Source organism: Pseudoduganella sp. R-32, from assembly GCF_049913245.1.
GTDB lineage: Bacteria > Pseudomonadota > Gammaproteobacteria > Burkholderiales > Burkholderiaceae_D > Rugamonas.
On sequence record NZ_CP183987.1, the window covers coordinates 3947389 to 3969493 of the forward strand.

At 66.0% G+C, this 22105-nt stretch carries 23 protein-coding genes; 4 read left to right on the plus strand and 19 right to left on the minus strand.

What is annotated here, in order from left to right; translation table 11 throughout:
• Positions 1-4: 4 nt before the first annotated feature.
• Genes lnt through ACN9MU_RS17960 form a run of 3 tightly spaced genes read right to left on the minus strand, consistent with a single transcriptional unit; the run spans position 5 to position 4118 of the window.
• Positions 5-2416 carry an apolipoprotein N-acyltransferase gene (gene lnt, locus ACN9MU_RS17950; RefSeq protein ID WP_426343208.1) on the minus strand — a complete coding sequence of 804 codons (2412 nt, stop codon included), beginning with the start codon at positions 2414-2416 and terminating at the stop codon, positions 5-7.
• A complete protein-coding gene (locus ACN9MU_RS17955; RefSeq protein ID WP_426343209.1) occupies positions 2413-3042 on the minus strand; it encodes a hypothetical protein in 630 nt (209 codons plus the stop codon). Before ACN9MU_RS17955 ends, lnt begins: the two co-directional genes overlap by 4 nt.
• Positions 3039-4118, minus strand: coding sequence for an SGNH/GDSL hydrolase family protein (locus ACN9MU_RS17960; protein WP_426343210.1), 1080 nt, complete (start codon positions 4116-4118; stop codon positions 3039-3041). Before ACN9MU_RS17960 ends, ACN9MU_RS17955 begins: the two co-directional genes overlap by 4 nt.
• Before the next feature lie 174 nt (positions 4119-4292).
• Between ACN9MU_RS17960 and ACN9MU_RS17965 the strand changes: the two genes are divergently transcribed.
• From ACN9MU_RS17965 to ACN9MU_RS17975, 3 genes are read left to right on the plus strand one after another with little or no spacing between them, the layout of a single operon-like run.
• On the plus strand, positions 4293-5264 hold the full coding sequence (locus tag ACN9MU_RS17965; RefSeq protein ID WP_426343211.1) for a ribonuclease Z: 972 nt from the start codon (positions 4293-4295) through the stop codon (positions 5262-5264).
• 4 nt (positions 5265-5268) lie between these two features.
• The gene (locus tag ACN9MU_RS17970; RefSeq protein ID WP_426343212.1) at positions 5269-5643 is read left to right on the plus strand and encodes a cupin domain-containing protein; all 375 of its coding nucleotides are present in this window, start codon (positions 5269-5271) and stop codon (positions 5641-5643) included.
• A gap of 45 nt (positions 5644-5688) precedes the next feature.
• Positions 5689-6288 (plus strand): DUF3617 family protein, encoded by a 600-nt coding sequence (locus ACN9MU_RS17975; RefSeq protein ID WP_426161744.1) that lies wholly within the window; start codon positions 5689-5691, stop codon positions 6286-6288.
• Here ACN9MU_RS17975 and ACN9MU_RS17980 read toward each other — a convergent pair.
• Entirely contained in the window at positions 6285-7007 is a 723-nt protein-coding gene (locus ACN9MU_RS17980; protein ID WP_426161745.1) for a class I SAM-dependent methyltransferase, read from the minus strand. The two genes, ACN9MU_RS17975 and ACN9MU_RS17980, sit on opposite strands and share 4 nt — an antisense overlap.
• Before the next feature lie 96 nt (positions 7008-7103).
• Between ACN9MU_RS17980 and ACN9MU_RS17985 the strand changes: the two genes are divergently transcribed.
• Positions 7104-7958: a polysaccharide deacetylase family protein gene (locus ACN9MU_RS17985; protein WP_426343213.1), complete on the plus strand. Its 855-nt coding sequence runs from the start codon at positions 7104-7106 to the stop codon at positions 7956-7958.
• Here ACN9MU_RS17985 and ACN9MU_RS17990 read toward each other — a convergent pair whose 3' ends face one another.
• Genes ACN9MU_RS17990 through ACN9MU_RS18060 form a run of 15 tightly spaced genes read right to left on the minus strand, consistent with a single transcriptional unit; the run spans position 7959 to position 22103 of the window.
• The gene (locus tag ACN9MU_RS17990) at positions 7959-8579 is read right to left on the minus strand and encodes a 4'-phosphopantetheinyl transferase family protein (RefSeq protein WP_426318119.1); all 621 of its coding nucleotides are present in this window, start codon (positions 8577-8579) and stop codon (positions 7959-7961) included.
• 13 nt (positions 8580-8592) lie between these two features.
• Positions 8593-9036, minus strand: coding sequence for an excinuclease ATPase subunit (locus ACN9MU_RS17995; RefSeq protein ID WP_426161748.1), 444 nt, complete (start codon positions 9034-9036; stop codon positions 8593-8595).
• Between the two features lie 12 nt (positions 9037-9048).
• Positions 9049-10281 carry a beta-ketoacyl-ACP synthase gene (locus ACN9MU_RS18000; protein ID WP_426161749.1) on the minus strand — a complete coding sequence of 411 codons (1233 nt, stop codon included), beginning with the start codon at positions 10279-10281 and terminating at the stop codon, positions 9049-9051.
• Positions 10278-11015: a 3-oxoacyl-ACP reductase FabG gene (fabG, locus tag ACN9MU_RS18005; protein WP_426161751.1), complete on the minus strand. Its 738-nt coding sequence runs from the start codon at positions 11013-11015 to the stop codon at positions 10278-10280. The genes ACN9MU_RS18000 and fabG overlap by 4 nt, the downstream gene beginning before the upstream one ends.
• Positions 11012-11473 carry a 3-hydroxylacyl-ACP dehydratase gene (locus ACN9MU_RS18010; RefSeq protein WP_426343214.1) on the minus strand — a complete coding sequence of 154 codons (462 nt, stop codon included), beginning with the start codon at positions 11471-11473 and terminating at the stop codon, positions 11012-11014. Before ACN9MU_RS18010 ends, fabG begins: the two co-directional genes overlap by 4 nt.
• On the minus strand, positions 11470-12663 hold the full coding sequence (locus tag ACN9MU_RS18015) for a beta-ketoacyl-ACP synthase (RefSeq protein ID WP_426343215.1): 1194 nt from the start codon (positions 12661-12663) through the stop codon (positions 11470-11472). Before ACN9MU_RS18015 ends, ACN9MU_RS18010 begins: the two co-directional genes overlap by 4 nt.
• A gap of 15 nt (positions 12664-12678) precedes the next feature.
• The gene (locus ACN9MU_RS18020; protein ID WP_426343216.1) at positions 12679-13239 is read right to left on the minus strand and encodes a DUF3261 domain-containing protein; all 561 of its coding nucleotides are present in this window, start codon (positions 13237-13239) and stop codon (positions 12679-12681) included.
• Positions 13232-15583, minus strand: a complete 2352-nt coding sequence (locus ACN9MU_RS18025; RefSeq protein WP_426343217.1) for an MMPL family transporter — start codon at positions 15581-15583, stop codon at positions 13232-13234. The genes ACN9MU_RS18020 and ACN9MU_RS18025 overlap by 8 nt, the downstream gene beginning before the upstream one ends.
• The gene (locus tag ACN9MU_RS18030; RefSeq protein WP_426161757.1) at positions 15580-16182 is read right to left on the minus strand and encodes an outer membrane lipoprotein carrier protein LolA; all 603 of its coding nucleotides are present in this window, start codon (positions 16180-16182) and stop codon (positions 15580-15582) included. The genes ACN9MU_RS18025 and ACN9MU_RS18030 overlap by 4 nt, the downstream gene beginning before the upstream one ends.
• Entirely contained in the window at positions 16179-16610 is a 432-nt protein-coding gene (locus tag ACN9MU_RS18035) for an acyl-CoA thioesterase (protein WP_426318128.1), read from the minus strand. Before ACN9MU_RS18035 ends, ACN9MU_RS18030 begins: the two co-directional genes overlap by 4 nt.
• Complete coding sequence (locus ACN9MU_RS18040) at positions 16603-18168, minus strand: HAL/PAL/TAL family ammonia-lyase (protein ID WP_426343218.1); 1566 nt, start codon at positions 18166-18168, stop codon at positions 16603-16605. Before ACN9MU_RS18040 ends, ACN9MU_RS18035 begins: the two co-directional genes overlap by 8 nt.
• A complete protein-coding gene (locus ACN9MU_RS18045; protein WP_426343219.1) occupies positions 18155-19108 on the minus strand; it encodes an acyltransferase in 954 nt (317 codons plus the stop codon). Before ACN9MU_RS18045 ends, ACN9MU_RS18040 begins: the two co-directional genes overlap by 14 nt.
• Complete coding sequence (locus ACN9MU_RS18050) at positions 19093-19842, minus strand: glycosyltransferase family 2 protein (RefSeq protein WP_426318130.1); 750 nt, start codon at positions 19840-19842, stop codon at positions 19093-19095. The genes ACN9MU_RS18045 and ACN9MU_RS18050 overlap by 16 nt, the downstream gene beginning before the upstream one ends.
• A complete protein-coding gene (locus tag ACN9MU_RS18055) occupies positions 19835-21565 on the minus strand; it encodes an AMP-binding protein (RefSeq protein WP_426343220.1) in 1731 nt (576 codons plus the stop codon). The genes ACN9MU_RS18050 and ACN9MU_RS18055 overlap by 8 nt, the downstream gene beginning before the upstream one ends.
• Positions 21558-22103: a hypothetical protein gene (locus ACN9MU_RS18060; RefSeq protein WP_426161763.1), complete on the minus strand. Its 546-nt coding sequence runs from the start codon at positions 22101-22103 to the stop codon at positions 21558-21560. Before ACN9MU_RS18060 ends, ACN9MU_RS18055 begins: the two co-directional genes overlap by 8 nt.
• Positions 22104-22105: the final 2 nt, after the last annotated feature.

The following is a 22105-nucleotide window of genomic DNA, read 5'->3' on the forward strand; positions in this document are numbered from 1 at the left end:
GTAGTCACGCGCCAAATACGCGCAGGAGCAGCCAGCCGGGCAAGGCGAGGTAAAGCGCAACATGTCCGGCACGCTCCAGGCCCAGGCGGATGCCGGCCGCATGGCCCGGGCGCAGCGCTGCCGCCATCATGCTTGCCGATTCAATCAAGGCGCGCACCAGTGCCGCCCCCAGCACCACGCCGATTGTCCACGCCGCCCACCACAGTCCGAAAGCACTCAGGTAGGCCGCCAGCCCGAAGCTGTAGTATTCGCCCAATGCGCTGCCATAGGCGATGTGCTGATGCAGGTGGAAGGCGGGAAGCGCCAGTACCAGCGGCAACAGGACAAACTTCGCAAGCGGATGGTCAAGCCGCGTCGCCGGCGCCACCAGCATGCGCCACCCCGGCATGTCCACCATAGGGGGGCCGCCGGCAGCGGCCAGGCCCGCGGCGAAGGCTGCCGGGTCCGGCAAGGCGAGTCCAACATCCCAGTAATTCCCGGAACGCAGGCGCAACGCCGCGCCGCGGCCCGGCACCGGCAGGCGCCAGGGTTCGACGGCAGCCACCTGGTCCAGGGCCAGCGCCAGTTCCTGCGCACCACGCGCCAGCAGCAGCCGGCCCTCGCTCAACGTCGCCCGGGCCGAAAACGCCATCAGCAAGCACCAGGCGATGGCCTCTGGCAGCAGGAATACCAGGGAGAAGATGCGCAACTGCCCAAGAGTATTGCTGCGCAGCGCTTCGTTCAGCAGCAAGGCCGCTCCCATGCCCAGCAAACCCGCACGAGAAATGACGCGCAGCAGTCCGGCAACGACGCGTGCCGCCGGCGGCAGCACCGCCACGCGCATCGGGAATGCCGGCCTGGACGTGCGCGCCCTGGCGCCATCGTAGTGCGGCCGCCACGCCTGGCTAAGCGGCCTTACCGTCAGCACCAGCAATACCGCGCAGCATGCCAGGCCAAGCCAGTCGCCCCACAGCACCATCAGGGTGGGTGCGGGCGAGCGCACCGGGAGGTCCGCGATGACCAGCGCAGGTTCGCCGACGCTGGTTCCGGCGAGGATGTCGCCGCTCGCATCGATCGCTGCGCTGTAGCCGTTTGTCGTCACGCGAAATTGCGGCAGGCGCGTTTCGATGCTGCGGAAGGCCGCCGCCGCCTGGTGCAGCCGCGCACCCGGCCCCTCCCCGCTGAACCAGGAATCGTTGGACATCGTCAGGATCACCTGCCCTCCAAGCCGCGCGCCGGCGATGGCCAGGGCCGGGTCGACGTCATCGCGGCAGATCAAGGGCAGCACCGCAATCTCGCGCCCGTCCGCCAGGCGCAAAGGAAACACCCGCGCGCCGCCGCCGGCCTGCCAGTTGCCAGCCCAGGGCAGAAGCCTCCGCAAGGCCGGCACGTCAAGCCAGGCCGGCAGGTATTCGGTGAACAGGAACAAATGCGACTTGCGATAGAACCCCAGCAAGCCCCGGCCCGGCTGCACAAAGGCGGCGGCGTTATATTCACCCTGTTCATCCCGGTCATAGGTCCCGAACACCAGGGGGACCGCGGCCGCGTTCACGTATTCAATGATCTCCCGGTCGAGTTCCGCGCCGGCCTCGCTCTTTGGCTTGCCGAACGTGGTCGGATACGCTGTCTCGGACCAGAGCAAGGCTTCCGCACGCTGGCGCGTCACCGCGTCATAACCCATCGAGAAATGCCGGTCCAGCACCTCGCGCACGACCGCAAAAGCGCCCTTCTCCAGGCGCTGCCTTTCATAATCAACCATGTTTGCCTGGATTAGCCCCATGCGCAGCGGCTTCCCTGCCGGTGCAGCGCTGCCCGAAAGCGCCAGCGCACCGTACGCCGCCAGCACGGCAGGGACCAAGGCCGCCAGTGCCAAGGGCTTCGCGATTGCCCGCCAGCCCTGGCCATGCCGGGCGACGGCCGCCGCCACGCCCTCGTTGGCCAGCAGGAGCAAGAGAGTCAGTCCCGCGCTCCCGCCCACATCGGCCGCCTGCCGCAGCAGGCGCGAAGGGTACAGGCCGTAACCGAGCGTATCGCCAAGCATGCGCGGCACCAGCCATTCCACCGCCACCCATGCCGCAGCCGCCGCCAGCGCGCATACGCCCCGCCCGTACCAGCGCCCGGCGGCGAGGCGGACCAGCCCATAAGCAAGGAACTGCGGCTGGAACAAGGGCGCGGCAAGCAGCAGCAAGGCAATTCCACTGGCCTCCCCGGCCTGCGTATAGCGCCCAAGCGCAGCGCCAAACCACGCAAAGCCGGCCGCCGTGTAAGCGAGCGACATGGACCAGGCAAGCAGCAGCGTTCCGGCAAGGGAGCGGCGGCCGTCAAGCGCCAGGAGCCAGGGCACAAGTAGCAGGAATCCGAGCACCCAGGCCGCGCCGCCCTGTGCATACAAGGCAGTCATCGCAGCGCTGGCGAAAATGCAGGCAAGCGGCTTCATTGTCCGGAGGCGTCAAGTGGAGGCGGGATCACGATACGCCGCAACGGCAGCCCCGGCGGCGCCATTTCAGGTGGAACGACGCGGTCCTTCGGCATCTCGATGGGCCGGTTCGACGCATCGTAGAGCTGGAAGTCCGGCGCAAACATCAGGACAGGTTCGATGGACTGGCCATCGTCGGTGACCTGGTGATGCCGCACATACCCCGCAGGCAGCGGGAAATCCTTGGGCACGGCCAGGCCGACCAGGGGCGGACTGGTGCCGGGCGGATTGAACGCGCCCAGGCCGGTGTGCACACCTTGCTCGTGCAAGCGCTTGATCACTTCATTCATGGTCGGCTTCTCGCCCCGCATGACGTAACTGCGCAAGTCGCGCGTCGGATCGGCGTCGCCTTCCGGCGCTGGCGGCGTCTGGCGCTGGGGCCCTTCGCGCGCAACTGCCGGCCCGGCAATGGCGGCCGAGGCTGGTCGTCCGGCAGCCGCCACGCTTGCCGGGGGCGGCGTCTGGCCAGCCCCGGCTGCGGCGTCGCCGCGCGCAAAATACCAAAGAAAGAAAGCCAGGCTGGCCGCGCCAACGGCCAGCAGCAGCGCCGCCGGCAGGTAACCCGGGCTGGGGCGCCAGGAACTCACGGCGTTGGCGAGTTGAAGACCGAAACCGCCCACCCCATGCGTTCATGCCCGAACTGGTTCCAGATCGGGTTCTTGCCCGAGCTGAAGGAGGTGTAGCGTGGCGCCCCGGTGCCGGTGGTGCCGCCGAACAGCCCTGCCGTAACCGTGCTGCCGGTATAAGTCGGGTGCGTATCGTCCGACTGGATGTAGTCGTAGCTGCTGCCGGCAGACACGAAGTGCGTGTTGGCGTCGCGGATGGTGGAGCGCAGCGTCGAGGTGATGCGGGTCACATAGCTGGCCTGGCTCTCGCCGGCCACGTAGCGCAGCGCATCGGAATCGGCAATGCCGTCGCCGTTGCTGTCGTAATCGGCCCCCATGTACTGCGCGAAGTTGTCGGCGCATTGGAAGCCTTTCTGGCGCGCGGTATCGCACATCATGAAGTTCATGCGCGCCAGGGCCGGCAGGAACTTCTGCTGCATGTTAACGGTGGCGCCGGTATTCGGATCCTTGCAGGAGCTCTGCACATTGTCGGCCGCATAGCCGGGATAGTGCAGGTTCGAGATGACCTTCACCTTCACGCCCGAATAGGCGTTGGCGTTGATGTAGTCCATGGCCGCCGCGACGTAGGTCTTGCAGCTGTTCTCGGCTGCGGTCAGCACCGAGTCGTCGCAAGTGCCGGTCTGGCCCTTGAAGGCGGAGCGGGCCTGCAGCCCGTCGTTGCCGCACATTTCGAAGGTGACCACGCGCGTGTTGCTGGCCTGCATGTAGGATCGCTCGGCGACAATTTTGTTGTTGTAGACATCAGAGGCCACGGCGCCGGACTTGGCGCGGCGCACGCTTTCAATGTCGGCATTCCAGGTCGCGGACAGGTATTCCGCGTCCACCGTCGGCGCCGAATACTTGGCCGCGCTGGTAATCGAACCGTTATAGCCCGCATAGATCGAATCGCCATAGGCCACGACGCGGTACTTGGTGCTGGTGCCGGCGCGGTCGATGGTCCAGGATACGTTTTGGGTCAGGGTGTTTGCTGCTGCCTGTCCCCCGAGGGTGAAGAAGACTACTGAGGCCAGAAGCGTGCTGCGAATGCGAGTTTGCATAGAGTGTCTCCGATCATTGAAGTAATTGTTCGAATCGACCAGCCAACAACTCATCTTAACGCCGCCCTGCGCTGCCTTCACGGCCTGGCTCGCCAGGCCACGCAAATGGCCGCCAAGGCACTGGCGCCTGTCGCGCGCGGGCCACGAACCGGCCCTGATGCGGCATAATATGGCATGCTGAAACTGACCTTCCTTGGCACCTCATCCGGCGTGCCGACCATCCGGCGCAACGTCACCGCGCTGGCCTTGCACTCAACAATGAACCGCGACTGGTGGCTGGTCGATTGCGGCGAAGCCACCCAGCACCAGCTGCAGCGCATTCCGCTCACCGTGCATGACCTGGCCGGCATCTGCATCACCCACGTCCATGGCGACCATAGTTATGGCCTGCCTGGGCTGCTCGCAAGCGCCTCCATGACCGGCCGCAAGAAGCCGCTGATCCTGATTGCGCCGGCCGCCGTCAAGGCCTGGCTCGATGCCACCATGCTGCACACGGAGCTCTTCCTCACGTTCGAGATCATCCATGTCGACGTCGCGAACCAGCGCCTGGTGCACCACCAGGATGGGCTGAAGATCGAACGCTTCCCGCTGTCGCACCGCGCGCCAAGCTTCGGCTTTAAGTTTAGCTTCGAAAAGACTACATGGAAGGTTGATAGCGACGCCTTGCGCGCACGCGGCGTGCCGCCCGGCCCGGCCTGGGGCCAGCTCCAGCACGGCAAGGACGTCCGGCTGGACGATGGCACGCTGCTGGCCGCTGCCGGGTTCCGCTCGGAGCACGTCGAACGCGTGAATGCGGTCATCGGCGGCGACAACGACACCCCTTCGCTGCTGGCCGAAGCCTGCCAGGGCGCCGACCTGCTGGTCCATGAAGCGACCTACACGGAAGCCGTGCTGCAGAAAGTCGGCCCGGGGCCGCAGCACAGCTCAGTGCGGCGCACTGCCCATTTCGCTGCCCAAGCCGACGTGCCGAACCTGGTCTTGACGCACTTCAGCCCCCGCTATGACAGTAAGGAAGGCATGGCAGAGGTGGAGGCGGAAGCGCGCCAGCATTACAGCGGCCGGCTTTTCCTGGCCAGCGACTTCGATACCTATGAACTCGACGATGGCGTACTGGCCAAGATGGCGCCGGCGCCGCGCGTAAAATGACGCCATGACTGCAATCACAGAATTCCGCGCTCAGGCGCCAGCCCCCGAATACGACCATCCGCGCGAAGACCGCCGGCTCGACGGGAACCCGCTGAGCACCACATGGAACCATTTCAGCAACGCCAGCGGCGAAGTCCATGCCGGCATCTGGGCCTGCGAGAAAGGCAGCTGGCGTATCGCCTTCGCGCCCAACAAGGATGAGTATTTCTGCGTCCTCGAAGGCCGCTGCCGCGTGATCGATGAACAGGGACACGCAGCCGAAGCCGGGCCGGGCGACGCCCTGGTCATCCCGGCCGGGTTCAAGGGCGTGTTTGAAGTCCTGGAACCGGTCCGCAAGCACTATGTCATCGTTGAGCGCAAAACGAACGGCCCATCCTGATGTTTTTTTGCTACCATTCGCTCCTTTTCCCCACAGGAGCCTCGAATGAAGTTCACCATCCACGCACTTGCCGCCAGCCTTGCCACCGTTTGCCTGGCCAGCCACGCTGAAGTCATCCCCCTCAAACTGGCACCGGGCCTGTGGGAAGAAAACCGTGTCACCATGATCAACGGCCAGAATGTAGAGGAAACGATGCGCAAAGGGCGCGAACGCATGATGGCGCGCCTGACGCCTGAACAGCGCAAGCAGATGCAGGACCAGATGGGACAAGGCGGCAACGCCGGCGGGACCCGGACCTGCCTAACGGCGGCCCAGGTGGCCAAAGGCGTCGACACCGAAGACATCAAGCGCAAGATGGAGCAGTCGGCGCAAGGCTGCAAGCTGGACATCATCTCGGCCAGCAGTTCGGGCGCCAAGTTCAAGGCGGCCTGCATTGGCCCGCAAGGGACCACCTACAATGGCAGCGGCGAGTACATCGTCGCCAACAGCAAGGAATGGCGCTTCAAGATGGTCGGCGACGGCAAGGTCACCGGCCCTGATGGCGCCCCGGTCCCGCAAGCGGGCGACTTCCACGCCACCCAGGAAGTGACCGCCCGCTGGAAAGGCAGCGACTGCGGCAGCGTAGCGCCGCAGCAGGAAGGCTAAGGCTTGACCGCCACCAGGTTGATCAGGGTTTCCTCGCGTTCGGCCGGCGGATTGATGCGCAGCACGCGCTCCATCAATCCCAGGTCCTCGCGGCTCCACCACAGGAAGGGGTAGGAAACCGCACTGTCAGGCACGCTGAAGCCGGCGTTACGCACCATCGCCAGGTATTCAGGCGCGGTTTTCTGCACGTCCATCGGATGGCGGAACAGCAGGCGGATGATCCAGGAATGGATGTAACGCCTGGTCGATTCGGCGAACAGCAGGACGCCGCCCGGCTTGAGCACGCGGAAGAACTCGCGGATCGCGTTTTCCTGGTCCACCAGGTGGTGGAAGGTCTGGTGGCAGAACAGCAGGTCCACCGAATTGTCTTCCAGCTTGATATTAGAGCTCGAACAGCAGATGAATTCGGCCTTGATGTCATGCGCGGCCACTTCCTTCGCCGCGTGCTGCAGCATCTCCGGGTCGATGTCCATGCCGATCAGGCGCTGCGGCGCGAAGCGCTGGTGCAGTTTCGGCAGGGAGCGGCCAAAGCCGCAGCCGACATCGGCCACCACGCCGAAACTGGCCGGCGCATCCGGCATCAGGCGCTGCAGATCCTTCAGCGCACGCTCCAGCACGTGCACGGTCCACGTCTCGGTACGCAAAAACCATTTGCCAAATGCCGTCTCTTCAACGTGAACCTCACCGGACGACTGGATGCCTTCTAAACTAGCGCTCATATTCTTTTCTGTTTAAGTTGATACAAACGGCCTGCGAGAGACGCTTGGTCAAATCACGTACAATATCGGGCCGACCTGTCCTGACGACCTTTTGCCGTGCTTTTCCTGCGCCTGCTGCTTGCTGCCTTAACAATACTGCTACTTCCCCCGGGAGCGGCAGCGCAGGCCGACCAGGCCCCTGTGCGCTTCCTGCTCACGTTCGATGACGGCCCGGCCTGGGCCCCCTACTTCAATCCCACGGTGCGCATCCTTGAGACCCTGGAGAGGAATCCTTACCAGGACAACATCAAGGCCGTGTTCTTCACGCAGACGCGTGCCTGGAGCGGCGGCGGCACCGACAGGGGCCGCGCGCTGATCCGGCGCGAGCATGCCGAAGGCCACGTGGTCGCGCTGCACTCTGCCACGACCTTCCATTCCAACCACCGCCTCATGAGCCGTGAAAAGCTCGATGCGACCCTGCAGCTTGGCGTCGCCGACCTGCTGGCAGAAACCGGCGCCGTGCCCAAGCTGGTGCGCCCGCCGTTCTGGGCCTATGACGCCGATACGCTGGCGTCCTACCATGCCTATGGCCTGCACATGCTGCTGACCGACCTGAGCGCCAAGGACGGCGTGGTCTACGTCTTCAACATGAGCTTCCACAAGCGCTCCAACATGCTCGACATGCTGGCCGAAACCCGCAAGCGCTGGGCCGCCGGCGCCATGCCGGCCGTCGACGGCGCCACGCCCGTCGTCGTCACCTTCCACGACGTCAACAGCCATACCGCCCGCCATTTCGAGGAATACCTCGGAATCCTGCTCGACGTTGCGCGCGAGCTGGAGATCCCGCTGGCCGACAAGCCTTTCTACGACAACCGCGACGAGCTTGAGCGCGCAGCCCTGGCCTCATCCGTCGACACCCCGGAAAACGCCCCGCCCCTGCCCGGCCTCTGGCACTGGCTGTGGGAGCATTGATCAGGGCAAGGCGACCAGCACCGGCTGCGGCACGCTCGCCAGCTGCACGGCACTGCATAACACCACCGACAGCTCCCGGTGCGGCACGACGACGCAATGGCCGCCCACCGCCAAGCCGAGCTTGATGCGCGCTTCCTTTTCGCTCCAGAGCCGATAAAAGCCTTCAATTCTTGCTGCGTCATCCCAGCGCTGCATCTGCTGCCAGCGCGCCATTTCATCGGCGTCGAAGGCCTGCTTTGCCAAGGCAGCGAGGTCGCGGGAGGCATCGCGCATTTCAATGTCCAGACCCACCGCATGGTCGCCGACGGCACAGGCCACCCAGCGGCCGCTGTGGGAAATGCTGAAGCCTGGCGTCGCGCCGCCCGGCGCCGGCGTCAGCAGCCGCGGCGCCTGCCCGTTGCGTTCCTCCAGCAGCACCTGCTGCGGCTGAACACCCAGCAGCGGCGCCAGCGCCATCCGCAGCAACACCCGCCCGGCGACAAACTGGCGCTTGCGCAGTTCGCGTACAAAGCGCCCATGGCGCGCCAGTTCGCCCGGCGTCAGCCATGCGAGGTAGCGCTGCAGGCTTGCCTCGGGCAGTGCACCCGCATCGGCCAGCCAAAGCAGCATCCCGCGCGCCATGCGCCGCTTCTCCTTACCTGGCCAGCTTGACGAAATCGCCCTTCAGCGCCACGCCGGCCATCAGTGCGCCGTCGGCGCATTGGAACTCGGTAGCGCTGGCGAACTCAACGTTATTGAAATTGCTGACGATATTGACCACGGCATCAGCGCCAACGTCCTGCGCGCGCTTCTGCAACTGCAGCATGGCGGACAGGAAGACGTAATTGCATGCCTTTTCAGCCGACTTGCCAAAACCGTTGGTGCGCTGGCTGGTCTTGTCGCTAATGATCTTGGAAGCGATGGCCGGCGTTGGCTGGCCGGCGAAGTAGAACTTGACCGAATCGCCCAGGCGTGCCTGCGCGTCGTTAGCGGCCATGGCGCCCTCGATCGGAAACTTCAGCATGTCGTTGCCAGCCGAAGCTGCCGACGATGCCATGGCGGCGGCGGCCATCACTACTACAGAAATCATCTTTTTCATCTGGTCTTCCTTCTATTTGTTGTAGCGTTTAAAAATCAGCGAGGTATTGATGCCGCCGAAAGCAAAATTATTCGACATCACGTATTCGCAATCGAGTTCTCGGCCGGTGCCGGCGATGTAATCCAGCGCCGCGCACTCGGGATCGGTTTCCTCCAGGTTGATGGTCGGCGCGAACCAGCCCTCGCGCATCATCTCGATGCTGATCCATGCTTCCAGCGCACCGCAGGCACCCAGCGTATGGCCCATATAGCTCTTCAACGAACTGATCGGAATGGCGCCGCCGAACACCGCCAGCGTGGCATGCGATTCGGCGATGTCGCCCTGGGCGGTGGCGGTGCCGTGGGCATTGATGTAGCCGATGTCCGATGCCTCCAGGCCTGCGTCCTGCAGGGCCAGCTCCATGGCGCGCTGCATGGTGGCCGCATTGGGCTGCGTGACGTGGCAGCCGTCGCTATTGGTGCCAAAGCCGACCACTTCCGCATAGATCGTGGCGCCGCGCGCCTCCGCATGCTCCAGGTCTTCCAGGATCAGGCAGCCGGCGCCTTCGCCGATCACCAGGCCATCGCGGGCGCGGTCGAACGGACGCGGCGTCGCTTGCGCCTGGTCGTTGCGCACGCTGGTGGCGAACAGGGTGTCGAACACCGCGGCTTCCGTGGCGCACAGTTCCTCGGCGCCGCCGGCGACCATGGCGACCTGCTTGCCGCTCCTGATCGCCTCGTAGGCGTAGCCAATGCCCTGGCTGCCCGAGGTACAGGCGCTGGAGGTGGTGATCACTCGCCCGGTCAGGCCGAAGAACACGCCGATATTCACCGGCGCCGTGTGCGACATCATCTTGATGTAGGTGGTGGCGTTGATGCCCTTGGTGGTGCGCTCTTCCATCATGCGGCCGAAATCGCCGATGGCGCTTGGGGTGCCGGCGGACGAACCGAACGACACGCCCATGTCGCCGCTCCTGGTCAAAGGGTGTTCGAGCAGGCCGGCGTCTTCCAGCGCCAGTTCGGTCGCGCGGGTTGCCATCAGGGCTACGCGGCCCATGCTGCGGGTGGTCTTGCGGTTATAGCGTGCGGACAGTTCGAACGGCGCAGCCGGTGCGCCCAGGCGGGTATTCAGACCCTCGTAGTCTTCCCACTCCTCCATGCGTACCACGGCATTGCGGAACTGGCCAAGCCGCTCTCGCACCGCTGCCCAGTCGTTGCCCAGCGGGCTGATGCCGGCCATGCCGGTGATGGCGACACGGCGGCTCATGCCAGGCCTCCGTTGACGGAAATGACCTGGCGGGTGATATAGCCCGCATCTTCGCCGACCAGGAAGCTGACCGCGGCCGCCACCTCTTCCGGCTTGCCGACGCGGCGCGCCGGGATCATCTTCAGCGCTTCTTCCATCGGCACTTCCTCGATCATGTCGGTTTCGATCAGGCCGGGCGCCACGCAATTGACGGTGATCGAACGCTTGGCCAGTTCCAGCGCCAGGGCCTTGGTGGCGCCGATGATGCCCGCCTTGGCGGCGCTGTAGTTGACCTGGCCCCGGTTGCCGATCAGGCCCGAGACGGACGCCAGGGTGACAATGCGGCCCGGCTTGCGGCGCTGTACCAGCGGCATGATCAGCGGGTTCAGGACGTTGTAGAAGCCATCCAGGTTGGTTTGCAGGACAATGTCCCAGTCCTCGCCCGACATGGCCGGGAAGGCGTTGTCGCGCGCCACGCCGGCGTTGCAGACCACGCCGTAGTAGCAGCCGTGTTGCGCGATGTCCGCTTCCAGCGCAGCGGCCGTGGCGGCGCGGTCGCTGATGTCGAACTGCAGCACGCGCGCGGCGCGGCCCAGCTGCACGATCTCCTGCGCGACCGCTTCGGCTTCGGCGCGCTGGCTGCGGCAGTGCAGCACCACGTCGTAACCGTCGCGCGCCAGGCGCAGGGCAATCGCCTTGCCGATACCGCGCGACGACCCGGTCACCAGCACGCTCATGGACTTGTTCTGATTCATCCTACGTTTCCATCTTTGAGAAATTGATTGACATTATCTGGCTGGAATACCGTGACGGTCGCGGCGGCGGCATTGGCCGGCCCGCCCACGATGTCGATGCGGCATTCGAAGGCGCCCAGCCCGTTTTCGGACTGCAGCACGCGGCGCACGTGCACCTGCAGCACGCTACCCAGCGCAAAGCTGGCGACATTGGCTTCGTACTTGCGCGAGCCGAGCAGGAAGCCAACCTTGACTTCCTCGCCCCGCTGCAACGCGAGCCAGCCGGCGTGCGCGGCAATCGCCTGCGCCATGTATTCGATGCCCACCCAAGAGCCGACACCGTCGGCACCCGCCAGGATGCTGGCTTCATGGATGCGCACTTCGGCGCACAGGCGCTCGGCGTCGGCTTCCAGCACCCGATCGAGCAATACCATCTGGCGGGAATGCGGCACAAGCTGGCGGATGTCCGGCATGTTCATCCTGGCCTCCCCAGCAGCAGTACGGCATTCGAACCGCCGAACGCGAAAGAGCTGCTCAGCACCCGGCGCAGCGGCCGGCCCAGCGCAGCGCCCGGCGGCACCAGGTTCAGTGCAGGCAACGCAGGATCGGCGGCGCCGTCCCACAGATGCGGCGGCAGCCGTCCTTGCGCATTATCGTCCTGCATGGCCAGCCAGCACAGCGCCGCTTCAACGGCGGCGGCCGCGCCCAGGGTATGGCCGGTAAACGGCTTGGTCGAGCTGACCGGCACTTCTTCGCCGAACAGGGTCGCGATCACGCGCGACTCCATGGCATCGTTCTGCGGCGTGGCGGTGCCGTGCATATTGATATAGTCCACCTCGGCCGCTTCCACGCCCGCGCGGCGCAATGCCTGTTCGAACGCCAGCCGGGCGCCGGCGCCATCCGGATCGGGCGCGGAGATGTGGTGGCCGTCGGACGATTCGCCCCAGCCCATCAGCTCAACGGCTTGCGGGCCGCCAGGTGTGGCTTCCATCAGGAACAGGGCCGCGCCTTCGCCGATATTGATCCCCTTCCGGTTCGCGCTCATCGGGTTGCACTGGCCGGGGCTGACCGATTCCAGCGCCGAGAAGCCCGCCACGGTAAAGGCGCACAGCGAGTCGGCGCCGCCGGTCACCACCGCATCGCACAGGCCCATGCGGATCATGCGCGCGGCGCTTGCCATCGCCTTGGCGGCCGACGAGCAGGCAGTCGAATGCACGTAGGCCGGACCTTCCAGGCCCAGCTCCATGGCCAGCAGTTCGGCCGGCGAGCCCATTTCCTGCGCACGGTAGCTGAATTCTGGAGGCAGTGCGCCGTGCGCCACGTGGCGGGCCAGCGCCTGTTCGGTCTCGCCGATGCCGGAAGTGCTGGTGCCGAGCACCACGCCGACGCGTCCCGCACCATAACGGTTGACGGCCGCCTGCAGCGCCTCGCGGATTTGCGCCAGGGCCGCCAGGGCCAGTGCGTTATTGCGGCTGCGAAGGTGGGCAGGCAAATGTGCCACCGATGGCAGCTCGCCCGGCACTTCGCCCAGGGCCAGCTCGCGGCCTTTCGACCAGCGGCCGGTTGCGGACACGCCGGCCTGTCCCGCAAACAGGCGCGCCTTCACCTGCGCCTGGCCTTCGCCCAGCGCACAGATGATGCCGCAATCGTTCAGGTAAATCTTCGACATTGCTCGCCCTCGCAATCAGTCCGCATTCGCCGCGAACTGAATCGTCAGCTTATAGCGATAGCGCAGGTTTTCCAATACTACGGTGCCACTCCAGCGCTGTGCGTCGCTGTAAGAGACCTGCATCACAGGCGCATCGTCCAGGTACAGGGTGCGCATGCGCCCCTGCTCCGCCACCCGCCAGCCGGCAGGCAAGGCTGCCGCCACGGCATCGGCCGGCCACAAGGTGAGCTGGATATCTTCCAGCACATCCTCGGCCCGCACCTGCGCCGGCAGCATCACATGGCGCCAGGAAGTGAGTTCCCTGCCGTCGTAATGCAGCGACAGCACGCGCTGGCCGAATGCCAGGCCGACCACGTCCACCGCTTCCGGCTCCACCTGCAAGGCCACGTCCAGGTCATCGGTGCGGCCGTTGCGCTCGACCTTCAGATGCTGCTGCACGCTCAGCGAAGTGCCCAGCGCAGCCGGCGCCAGCTTCAGGCCGAGGCGAGCCTGCGGTTGCGATGGCGTGGCGGCACAAGCGGCCAGCAGCATGGTGCTGGCGACGACGGCAAGGCGGCGCGGAATTGCCTTAAACATTCCTGATTTCCTTCACAATAGCAAAACACGGGACCAGCAGCCACACCAACGTGGTCCCCAGCAACATCGTCAGGCCGAAGGCTTGAAGGGCCGGCGTCGCGCTCAGTCCCAGCAAGCCAAACGACAGGATGGTGTTGGCGGCCGACATGCCGACTGCCAGCCACGGCGTGCGGTCGCTGCGCTCCGGGTGTTCCTGCATGAAGATGCCGTAGTCCACGCCCACGCCAAGCAGCAGCATCAGGGCCAGGACGTGGAATAGCTGCAGGTTCTGCGATGCAAATCCCAGCATGGCCAGCGTGGCGATGCTGGCCAGTGCAGTCGGCGCCAGCACGCGCCAGGTCCGGCTGCGATAGCGGTGCAACAGCAGCATGAACACCACGGCGTAGGCGCCCAGCACCACCCAGCCCATATCGGCGCGGTAGCGGCCCAGGACCAAAGAAATCTCGGCCACCTTGTCGACCCATTGCACGCCCTGCAGGCCATCGGCAGCCAGCATGACCTGCTGCGCGGCCTTGTTGTCCATGCCGCGCAAGGCAACGATGCTGGCGTAAGCGCCTTGCCGCTCGCCCAGCCACAGGTGGCGCCAGGGCTCGCTGGCAGGGGAAGCAAGGAATTCGTCGAGCAGCAGCGGCTGGCCGGCTGCCAGCAACGCCTTCCGGGTCGCGGCGATCCATTGCCTGTCCTCGCCGGCCTGCCCGGCGATGCCTTGCAGCGGGCCGTCGTCGGCCAGCAGCTTCTGTTCGACCAGTGTGCGGCGCGCCGCCTGCGTGCGCGCCGACGGCACCCAGTTCGACATGGCCTGGTAGCCCGTCAGGCGCCGGGCCGCCACATGCCCGTCCAGGCGCGCTTTCAATGCTTCTTCGCGCTGCAGCACCTGTTCGGCCGATTCGCCGCGCACCAGGAAATACTGCACCGGCGTCGGCGCATCCAGCAGCTTGCCCAGCTTGAGCTGGTCGGCTACCAGGTGCTTGGGCGGATTCTGCAGCAGGCGGATGTCGTCGTTTGCGCCCAGGCGGCTGATGCCCCAGGCGGCCAGTACGGCGAAGAGCACGGCAACTGCCAACGTGCCGCGGCTGGCACGCCACACCGGCCAGCGCGCGAGCGCCGCGCCATAATGCTTTACCAGCCAGCCACTGCGCAGGGTACGGCCGTTGATCAGTGCCGGGAACCAGCACACCACCGTCAACCACGCAAACACCAGGCCCAGCGCCGAAAACACCGCCATCTGGCGCAGGCCAGGGAAAGGCGTCAACGCCAGGCCGGTGTAGCCGATCACCGCCGCCAGCAAGGTCAGGCCAAGGCCCGGCAGCAGCCGCTTGAGCAGCGTCACGGAATCGAGCTTTTCATCGGCTGCCAGGCGGTTGCACAGGAAGTAGATCCCGTAGTCCTGCGCCACGCCAATCAGGCTGGCGCCAAATACCAGGGTCAGGAGGTGGATGCGGCCGAACAGCAGCCAGCATACCGACAATGCGCCCAGGCAGCCGATACCGATCGACAGCAGGATCAGCGCGATCGGCTTGAGGGAGCGGAAGGTGAACCAGGTCAGCACGATAATGCCGACCAGGGAGCCGATGCCGATGGTCGACATCTCGCCGCTGGCCTGGGCGCTGGCGCTAGCGGCGTGCAGGATGACGCCGGCCTGGATCAGCTCCACTTGCGGGGCTGCCTTGCGCGCCGCCGCTTCGGCCTGCCGCAGCACGGGCAGCACGGTTTCCTGCGCGGTCATCGACAGCGCGGGAACCTTCAGGGTCAGCGGCAACAGCACGTACTGGCGCTGCGCGTCGGCGACGAACAGGTGGCCGTCGCGCGGACGCACCGGCGTTTCCTGGGCGCGCTCCTGTACCCAGCCGGCAAACAGGCCGTAGGGATCATCCTGCCACGAGCCGAGCTTCGGGCCGCCGAAAGGCGCATACAGCCTGGCCAGCGCCGATTCCAGCCAGAATTGGGACGGCTGCTCGCGCAGCTGCTGCTCCTGCTGCGCCGTCAGCAGCGCCAGGCGATGGCGCTGGAACAGGCCAAGCCAGTCGTTCTGCGTCTGCTCGTTGATCGGGGTGGCTTCGAACAGATCCTTGCGCGCCGCCAGCACGCCCTGGTAGGCGTCGGCGGCACGGCGCGCATCATCCCATTCGGCGGCGCCGGCCAGGACCAGCACGCGCTGCTGCGCCGCGTCGACCATATGGCCGAACGAAGCCTGCAGCACCGGGTCGCGCTCCTGCACCGGCAGCAGCGCCATGATGTCCGTGTCCGGCACGATGCGCTGGACCAGCCACAGGGTGGCGTTATGGCCCAGCAGCAGGCAGGCCACCAGGGCCCACAGCCACGCGATTTTTCGGGTTTGCCTCAAAACAGCGCCGCCTCTTCCTTGTTCATCGCGCCGTCCCCGGTCTGGATGCCGGAGAACACGATGGTGGTGCGGTCGCCGCTGGCCTCGTTCATCACGATCTGCCTGACGTAGGCGCCGCCTTCGAGCTTGATGGTGCCGATGGCCTTTTCCAGTGCAGCCTGGCGCGGCTTGAGCGCCACGTTCCAGCTGTTGGCGTCCACGCTGCCCTCGCCGTCGAACAGCGTGTCGAGCTGGCCCAGGTCGCCCGACAGCAACGAGAACAGCACATTGTTAATCATGCGCACGGTCGGCTCGGTCTTGGCGTCCAGCCGCATGGCCACGCGTTCGCCCTGGTAGTTCACGATCTCTTCGCGCGTCAGGCGCAGCGTGTTGGGGAAAGGCTTCAGGGTGCGCCATAGCACGCCCTTGCCGGCGACGACGCAGAAGCGCCCTTCCGACGCCAGCGGCTTTTTCATGCCCGCCAGTTGCTTGGTCTGGTCGAAGCGGCCGCACATGACGGCCGGCTTGGCCAGCATTGCCTGAATTTTAGCGCTTGGCACGGCGGCCTGCGCGCTGCCCGCGGCGGCCAGCGCCAGGACGGTTGCAAGGTATTTTTTCATGCTGGTTCAATCCCCAGTTTCTCAAATAGTACCGGCGGCGAGGCAAAGCACATCTCCTTCGTCGCGATATCGACGGCAACCATGGTGGTGCTGGCGCGGTTCAGGCGCTGGCCGCTGGCCGCATCGGTGATCAGGTAATCGATCTTCATGCGGTTTTCCCACTCGACCAGGTCGGCGCGCAGCTTCAGCTTCTGGCCGAACACCGCCGGACTGACGTAGCGCAGTTGCATGTCGATGACCGGCCAGGCGTAGCCCGATGCCTTCATTTGCGGATAGTTGTAGCCGATCTTGTCGAGCAAGGCGCAGCGCACGATTTCCAGGTACTTCACGTAGTTGCCGTGCCAGACGATCTCCATCGGGTCCAGGTCGAAGAACTGGACATCGATCTCGACTTCCGCGAACCAGCGGCTTTGCTTGTGCTTACGCATACAGCGCCCATGCCTTGCTGCGGATGCGCTTCAGCATCAGGCGCAGGTCCGGTTCCAGGCGGCGGTCTTCTTCCACCGGGGCGATGTCGGCGGCCAAGGCCTGCTGCATTGCAGCCAGCGGGCTTTCCGGAAGCACGCCCTGGTGGTCGCGGCAGCGCAGCCACACGGCCTGGCGCACGGTCACCAGCAAGGCCGCCACCACCTGCTCGGTGAGTTCCAGCACGCGCAGGCAGTCGCGCGCCGCGATGGTGCCCATGCTGACCTTGTCCTGGTTGTGGCATTCGGTGGAACGCGAGAACACCGAGGCGGGCATGGTCGCTTTCAACGCTTCCGCCGTCCATGCCGAGGCACTGATCTGCAGCGCCTTCAGGCCGTGGTTGATCGGCGCCCGGGCACCCACCGCACCGGACAGGTTGGCCGGCAAGCCATGGTTGTAGCGTGCATCGACCAGCAGCGCCATCTGGCGGTCCAGCAGGTCGGCCAGGTTGGCCACCGCATTTTTCATGCCGTCCATGGCGAAGGCGATGTGGCCGCCATAGAAGTGGCCGCCGTGCAGGATGCGTTCGTTTTCGACGTCCACCAGCGGGTTGTCGTTGGCGCTGTTCAGTTCATTCTCGATCAGTTGGCGGAACATCGGCATGGTGTCGGCCAGCACCCCGATCACGTGCGGCGCGCAGCGGATCGAGTAGCGGTCCTGCAGGCGCTTGCCGTTGCGTTCCCATTGGTCGGTCGGCAAGTCGCTGCGCAGCCAGGCGGCTACCCGCTGCATGCCCGGATGCGGCTTGGCCGAGAACAGCACTTCGTCGAAATGGTGGGCATTGCCGTCCATCGCGAACGACGCCATGGCGGTGATGCGCGTGCACAGCCTGGCCAGGTAATCGGCCCGGTCGTAGGCCAGGCAGGCCAGCGCCGTCATGACAGCGGTGCCGTTCATGATGGCCAGGCCCTCCTTTGGACGCAGGCGCAGCGGGGTGATGCCCGCCTCCTGCAGCGCCTGGGCGGCAGGCACCTGCTCGCCGTTGCGCCAGACTTCACGCTCGCCGCACAGCACGGCAGCGAGGTAGGACAGCGGGGTCAGGTCGCCGGAGGCGCCGACCGAGCCTTCGGAAGGGATCAGCGGCAGCAGGCCGGCGTCCAGCAGGCGGGTAATCTGCAGCAGCAGTTCGACGCTGACGCCGGAAAAGCCCTTGCTCAGCGAGGCCAGGCGCGAGGCCAGGATGGCGCGGCTCTGGGCCGGCGTGAAGTACTCGCCCAGCCCCACGCCGTGATAGGTGTACAGGTGGTGCGGCAGGTCCGGCACCAGGTCCGCCGGCACCGTCACGGTGCAGGAGTCGCCGTAGCCGGTGGTCACGCCATAGATGGTGCCGTCTTCGCGCAGCAGGCGGTCGAGGAAGCCGGCGCCGCGTTCAATGGCGGCGCGGAACTCCGGATCGTCCGACAGCACGGCGGCGGCGCGCCCTTGCGCGATGTCCACGATGTCTTCGATCGTCAGGTTGTTGCGGTCGAAGCGCACGCTGCGCTGCGGGTTATTCAGTTGGGCGATGTCAGCGAGATGCATCGTTGTGTTCCAGTCCAGGTAAATGCCAGAAATCGTAGAAATTGAACCACTGCAGCGGCGCGCGCAGGGTATGGTGTTCGAGCCGGCGGGCATAGTCGGCGGCCAGCACTTGTAGTGCGGCTTCGCGCCCCTGGCGCGGGATGCGCACCTGGTCGCGGAAGTGCTCGAAATGCACTTCCGAACGGCTGCCCCGGCGCACCGAGAACAACAGGTACACCGGGCATTGAAGAATGCTGGCCAGCATATGCGGGCCGATAGGGAACGCCGCGGGGGCGCCGATGAAGTCGGCTACTGCCACGCGCGGATTGAGCGAGACGGGAACGCGGTCGCCGGCAATCACCACGAACTCGCCGCGCGCAACGCGCTCCGACAGCAGCATCGCCGTGGCGGGCGACATCTCGGTCACCTGCAGCAGGTTAAGCTGGCTCTCCGGGTTCAGGCGGCCCAGCATGGCGTTGAAGGCTTGCGCGTGCTTTGTATGCACCAGTACCGTCAGCTTGATGTCCTGGCGCTGGCGCGACAGCACGCGGCACAGTTCCAGGTTGCCCAGGTGGGCGCAGACCAGCAGGCCGCCGCGTCCCGCCACCACCGCATCGGTCATCAACTCGCCGCCGTGCAGGTCGACCGAGCTGAAGTCGAACAGGCCGCCCCACAGCAGCATCTTGTCGAGGATGCTCTCGCCGAAAGCGCCGAAATGGCGCATCACGCCCGCCGGCTCGGTGGACGTGTGGCCGGCGACACGGCGCAGGTATTCCCGGGAGGCGCGGCGCGGCAGCGGCTTGGCCATGACGTACCAGGCCAGCACCGGATACAGCACCAGGCGGAACGGCCAGCGGCCGAACACGCGGAAAATCCAGAACATCAGGCGCATGCCTGCAACGAAGCTCACTTCGTTGATGGATGCCCAGTGCAAGCCGCGCGCGTTCAATTTGCCCGCCATTTCCGCGCCAGCAGCTTGGGAATGCGCGGCAGCATGCCGAAGAACAGCACGGTGTGCATGCGCGTGATCAGCACGTTGTCGCGCCAGACGCGGAAGTGCGACACGCCGTCGACCGGATAGGACACGCGCGTGCCGACGTTCACTACGCGCAGCCCGTCCCAGAACAGGCGCACGATGATGTCGGTGTCGAAATTCATGCGCGAACCGATTGCCTGGCGCGCTGCCAGGGCATTGACTGCCGCCACCGGATAGACGCGGAAGCCGCACATGGAGTCCCTGATTTCCAGCGAGATGGTGTTAATCCAGACCCAGACATGCGTGGCGTAACGACCGTACAGGCGCGCTTTCGGCACCGACTCGTCGTAGATCGGGTAGCCCGACACCACGGCTTGCGGGTGGGCAGCCGCCTGCGCCAGGAACTTCGGCACATCGGCAGTCTGGTGCTGGCCGTCGGCGTCGATCTGCACCGCATGGCTGTAGCCGAGTTGCCCGGCACGGCGGAAACCGGCCAGCACTGCCGCGCCCTTGCCCTGGTTGCGCGGCAGGCGTTCCAGCACCACGCGTTCGCCATGGCGGGCCGCCAGCGCATCGAGCACCGCCGCACAGGCGGCTGAACTGCCGTCGTCGACCAGGATCACGGGCACGCCGTGCACCAGCAGGCCTTCCAGCACGGTGCCAATGGCGTGTTCGTGGTTATATACCGGCACCACGACGCAAGGCTTGAAATCAGCCATCGCAACCTCCCAGCGCCACGCGCCCGCCCGAATGCTGGCCGGCTGCGGAGCTGTAGCTGAAACGCAGGCTATGCTTGGCAGCGTCATACGCCAGTTCCAGCTGCACCGGTTTTTCTGGCCCGATCACCTGCTGGAACTTGAGCTGGCTCATGCTCTTGAACTGCGCCGGCAGATCGAAATACTGGCGGCCATAGTGGATCGCCCAATCGACCTGCACCACACCCGGAAGGATAGGCGCCACGTCGAAGTGACCGTCGAAATACCGCAGGCGCGCCGGGGCCGTAATTTCCAGCAGCACGCGCCCGTCTTCGTTCGCCAGCTCGCGCACCAGGGGGAAGCGCGGGCGCTCGTCGCCCAGCAATGCCAGCAAGGCGGCCACGGTGACCTTGCCCTGCGCATTGACCGGCATCTGTTCCAGGTAGCGCCAGCGGCGCGGCAACGCCACCGCGTCCACCACGCCGGCCAGCACTGCGCGCAGGCGGGCGTTCAGGGCCTGCTTGCCCTGCTGTTCCAGCAAGGCGCGGCCACTGTCAGCAGGCACCACGAAAGCGGCCAGGCGCTGGCGCTCGCCCGGCACCGGTTCGCACAGCGCCACGCGGGCTTCGGCAGCCAGGCCGGACGCCAGCAGTGCAGCTTCCATCGCGCCGAGCGAAACACGCTTTTCCTCGATCTTGACGATGCGGTCGCTGCGGCCCAGCAGGCGGAAGCCGCCGCCGGTCGCCGCCACGCGGTCGGCCAGCGCGAACCAGTCGTCGTCGGGAAGGTGTGGCGAACGTACCGCCAGCGTGCCGTCTTCTTCGTTGATGCGCCATGCCACCGTCGGGAACGGCTGCCATGCGTCATCGCCGGCGTCGCGGCGGCGGCGCCAGGCGATGCCGCCGGTCTCGGAACTGCCGTAGACTTCCGTCGGCACCTGGCCAAGCAATGCGCCGGTGGCCAGCGCCGCATCGGCCGCCAACGGGCCGCCGGAGGAGAACACGCCGCGCAGCATGGCTGCGGCAGGGCTCCAGTCCAGGTGCGCCGGCAGGCGTTTCAGGTGCGCCGGGCTGGCCACCAGCATGCACGGTCCGGCTGCCATGGCGTGCAGCAGTTCTTCCGGATAGACGATGCTGGTGGCATGGATGGCGCGCCCGCTGGCCAGGGGCCACAGCACCTTGAACAGCAGGCCGTAAATATGCTGGTGCGAGACTGTCGCCAGCACGTCGGCGGCGCCGATGCGTGCGCCGAACAGCTCTTCCAGGGTCGCCACTTCGCTGGCGACCTGCGACAGCTTCTTTGGAATGGCCTGTGCCGCGCCGGTGCTGCCGGAGGTGAACACCACGAGCGCCGGCATGTCCGGGTCGAGCGCGGCAAGCGCCGCTGCAGCCGCTGCAGTTGCCGCGCCAGGCGCGGCTTGCAGCGGGGCCAGGTCCGCCGGAAACTCGCCGAGGAAGCCATCCACTGCGCCGCGCAATGCCGCGCAGCTGGCGGGCAGCGTATCCGCGCTCAGCCAGATGGTCTTGCCCGCGTGCCAGGCGCCCAGCAGTGCGGCGCCGAATTCAATGCTGTCCTCCAGGAACAGGGCGAAATTCCTGCCGGCCTGCGCGCTCAGTAGCGCGTGCCAGCTGCGAACACTGGCCAGGAAAAGCGCGTTGTCGACGCCCTCGCCCGCGCGCCAGCCGGCCAGTGCATTGCCGGAGCGCGCCGCAATGGCGGCGTAAAGATTTTCAATACGGTCAGACATTATGCAAGCGCTTGAAACGCAGGCGCACCAGGTATTCTGCGCCGAACAACAGCGCCATCAGCGCATAGGAAATCACACCGGTGTACAGCGACCAGACGGCTTCGGGCGCCCACAGTGCGGTGCCAAGGGCAAGCGCGCCATTGACCACAAAAAAGCCGCACCAGACCTGCGTCACCTTGCGCATATAGGCTTGTGCCACCGGAGGAAAGTCCTCGCCGCGCAGGCGGGCCATGCGCTCGACGGCGGACATCGGCGTGCCCAGGCTATAGGCGAAACCGGCCAGCAGCGCGGCGTTCACCAGCACCGGGTACAGCTTCAATGGCAGCAGCAGGTTGCTCCAGATCGCCGCAGCTACCAGCAGCAGCGCACCGGCAACCGACCAGCGCGCAACACCGCTCAGCTTCAGCGCGGGCAGCCGCGACATGGCGGCAAGCAGCAGCAGGCCGGCCAGCCAGCGCGGCTCGATGCGGCCGTGGCCAAACCAGATCGCCAATGGATACAGCAGGGTAATCGCTGCCGCCAGGACACTCATCCTCATCT

Coding starts and splice junctions, on each gene's coding strand:
- lnt (WP_426343208.1), bottom strand. CDS start 2,416: ATGAAGCCGCTTGCCTGCATTTTCGCCAGCGCTGCGATGACTGCCTTG.
- ACN9MU_RS17960 (WP_426343210.1), bottom strand. CDS start 4,118: ATGCAAACTCGCATTCGCAGCACGCTTCTGGCCTCAGTAGTCTTCTTC.
- ACN9MU_RS17965 (WP_426343211.1), top strand. CDS start 4,293: ATGCTGAAACTGACCTTCCTTGGCACCTCATCCGGCGTGCCGACCATC.
- ACN9MU_RS17970 (WP_426343212.1), top strand. CDS start 5,269: ATGACTGCAATCACAGAATTCCGCGCTCAGGCGCCAGCCCCCGAATAC.
- ACN9MU_RS17975 (WP_426161744.1), top strand. CDS start 5,689: ATGAAGTTCACCATCCACGCACTTGCCGCCAGCCTTGCCACCGTTTGC.
- ACN9MU_RS17980 (WP_426161745.1), bottom strand. CDS start 7,007: ATGAGCGCTAGTTTAGAAGGCATCCAGTCGTCCGGTGAGGTTCACGTT.
- ACN9MU_RS17990 (WP_426318119.1), bottom strand. CDS start 8,579: ATGGCGCGCGGGATGCTGCTTTGGCTGGCCGATGCGGGTGCACTGCCC.
- ACN9MU_RS17995 (WP_426161748.1), bottom strand. CDS start 9,036: ATGAAAAAGATGATTTCTGTAGTAGTGATGGCCGCCGCCGCCATGGCA.
- ACN9MU_RS18000 (WP_426161749.1), bottom strand. CDS start 10,281: ATGAGCCGCCGTGTCGCCATCACCGGCATGGCCGGCATCAGCCCGCTG.
- fabG (WP_426161751.1), bottom strand. CDS start 11,015: ATGAATCAGAACAAGTCCATGAGCGTGCTGGTGACCGGGTCGTCGCGC.
- ACN9MU_RS18010 (WP_426343214.1), bottom strand. CDS start 11,473: ATGAACATGCCGGACATCCGCCAGCTTGTGCCGCATTCCCGCCAGATG.
- ACN9MU_RS18015 (WP_426343215.1), bottom strand. CDS start 12,663: ATGTCGAAGATTTACCTGAACGATTGCGGCATCATCTGTGCGCTGGGC.
- ACN9MU_RS18020 (WP_426343216.1), bottom strand. CDS start 13,239: ATGTTTAAGGCAATTCCGCGCCGCCTTGCCGTCGTCGCCAGCACCATG.
- ACN9MU_RS18030 (WP_426161757.1), bottom strand. CDS start 16,182: ATGAAAAAATACCTTGCAACCGTCCTGGCGCTGGCCGCCGCGGGCAGC.
- ACN9MU_RS18035 (WP_426318128.1), bottom strand. CDS start 16,610: ATGCGTAAGCACAAGCAAAGCCGCTGGTTCGCGGAAGTCGAGATCGAT.
- ACN9MU_RS18040 (WP_426343218.1), bottom strand. CDS start 18,168: ATGCATCTCGCTGACATCGCCCAACTGAATAACCCGCAGCGCAGCGTG.
- ACN9MU_RS18045 (WP_426343219.1), bottom strand. CDS start 19,108: ATGGCGGGCAAATTGAACGCGCGCGGCTTGCACTGGGCATCCATCAAC.
- ACN9MU_RS18050 (WP_426318130.1), bottom strand. CDS start 19,842: ATGGCTGATTTCAAGCCTTGCGTCGTGGTGCCGGTATATAACCACGAA.
- ACN9MU_RS18055 (WP_426343220.1), bottom strand. CDS start 21,565: ATGTCTGACCGTATTGAAAATCTTTACGCCGCCATTGCGGCGCGCTCC.
- ACN9MU_RS18060 (WP_426161763.1), bottom strand. CDS start 22,103: ATGAGGATGAGTGTCCTGGCGGCAGCGATTACCCTGCTGTATCCATTG.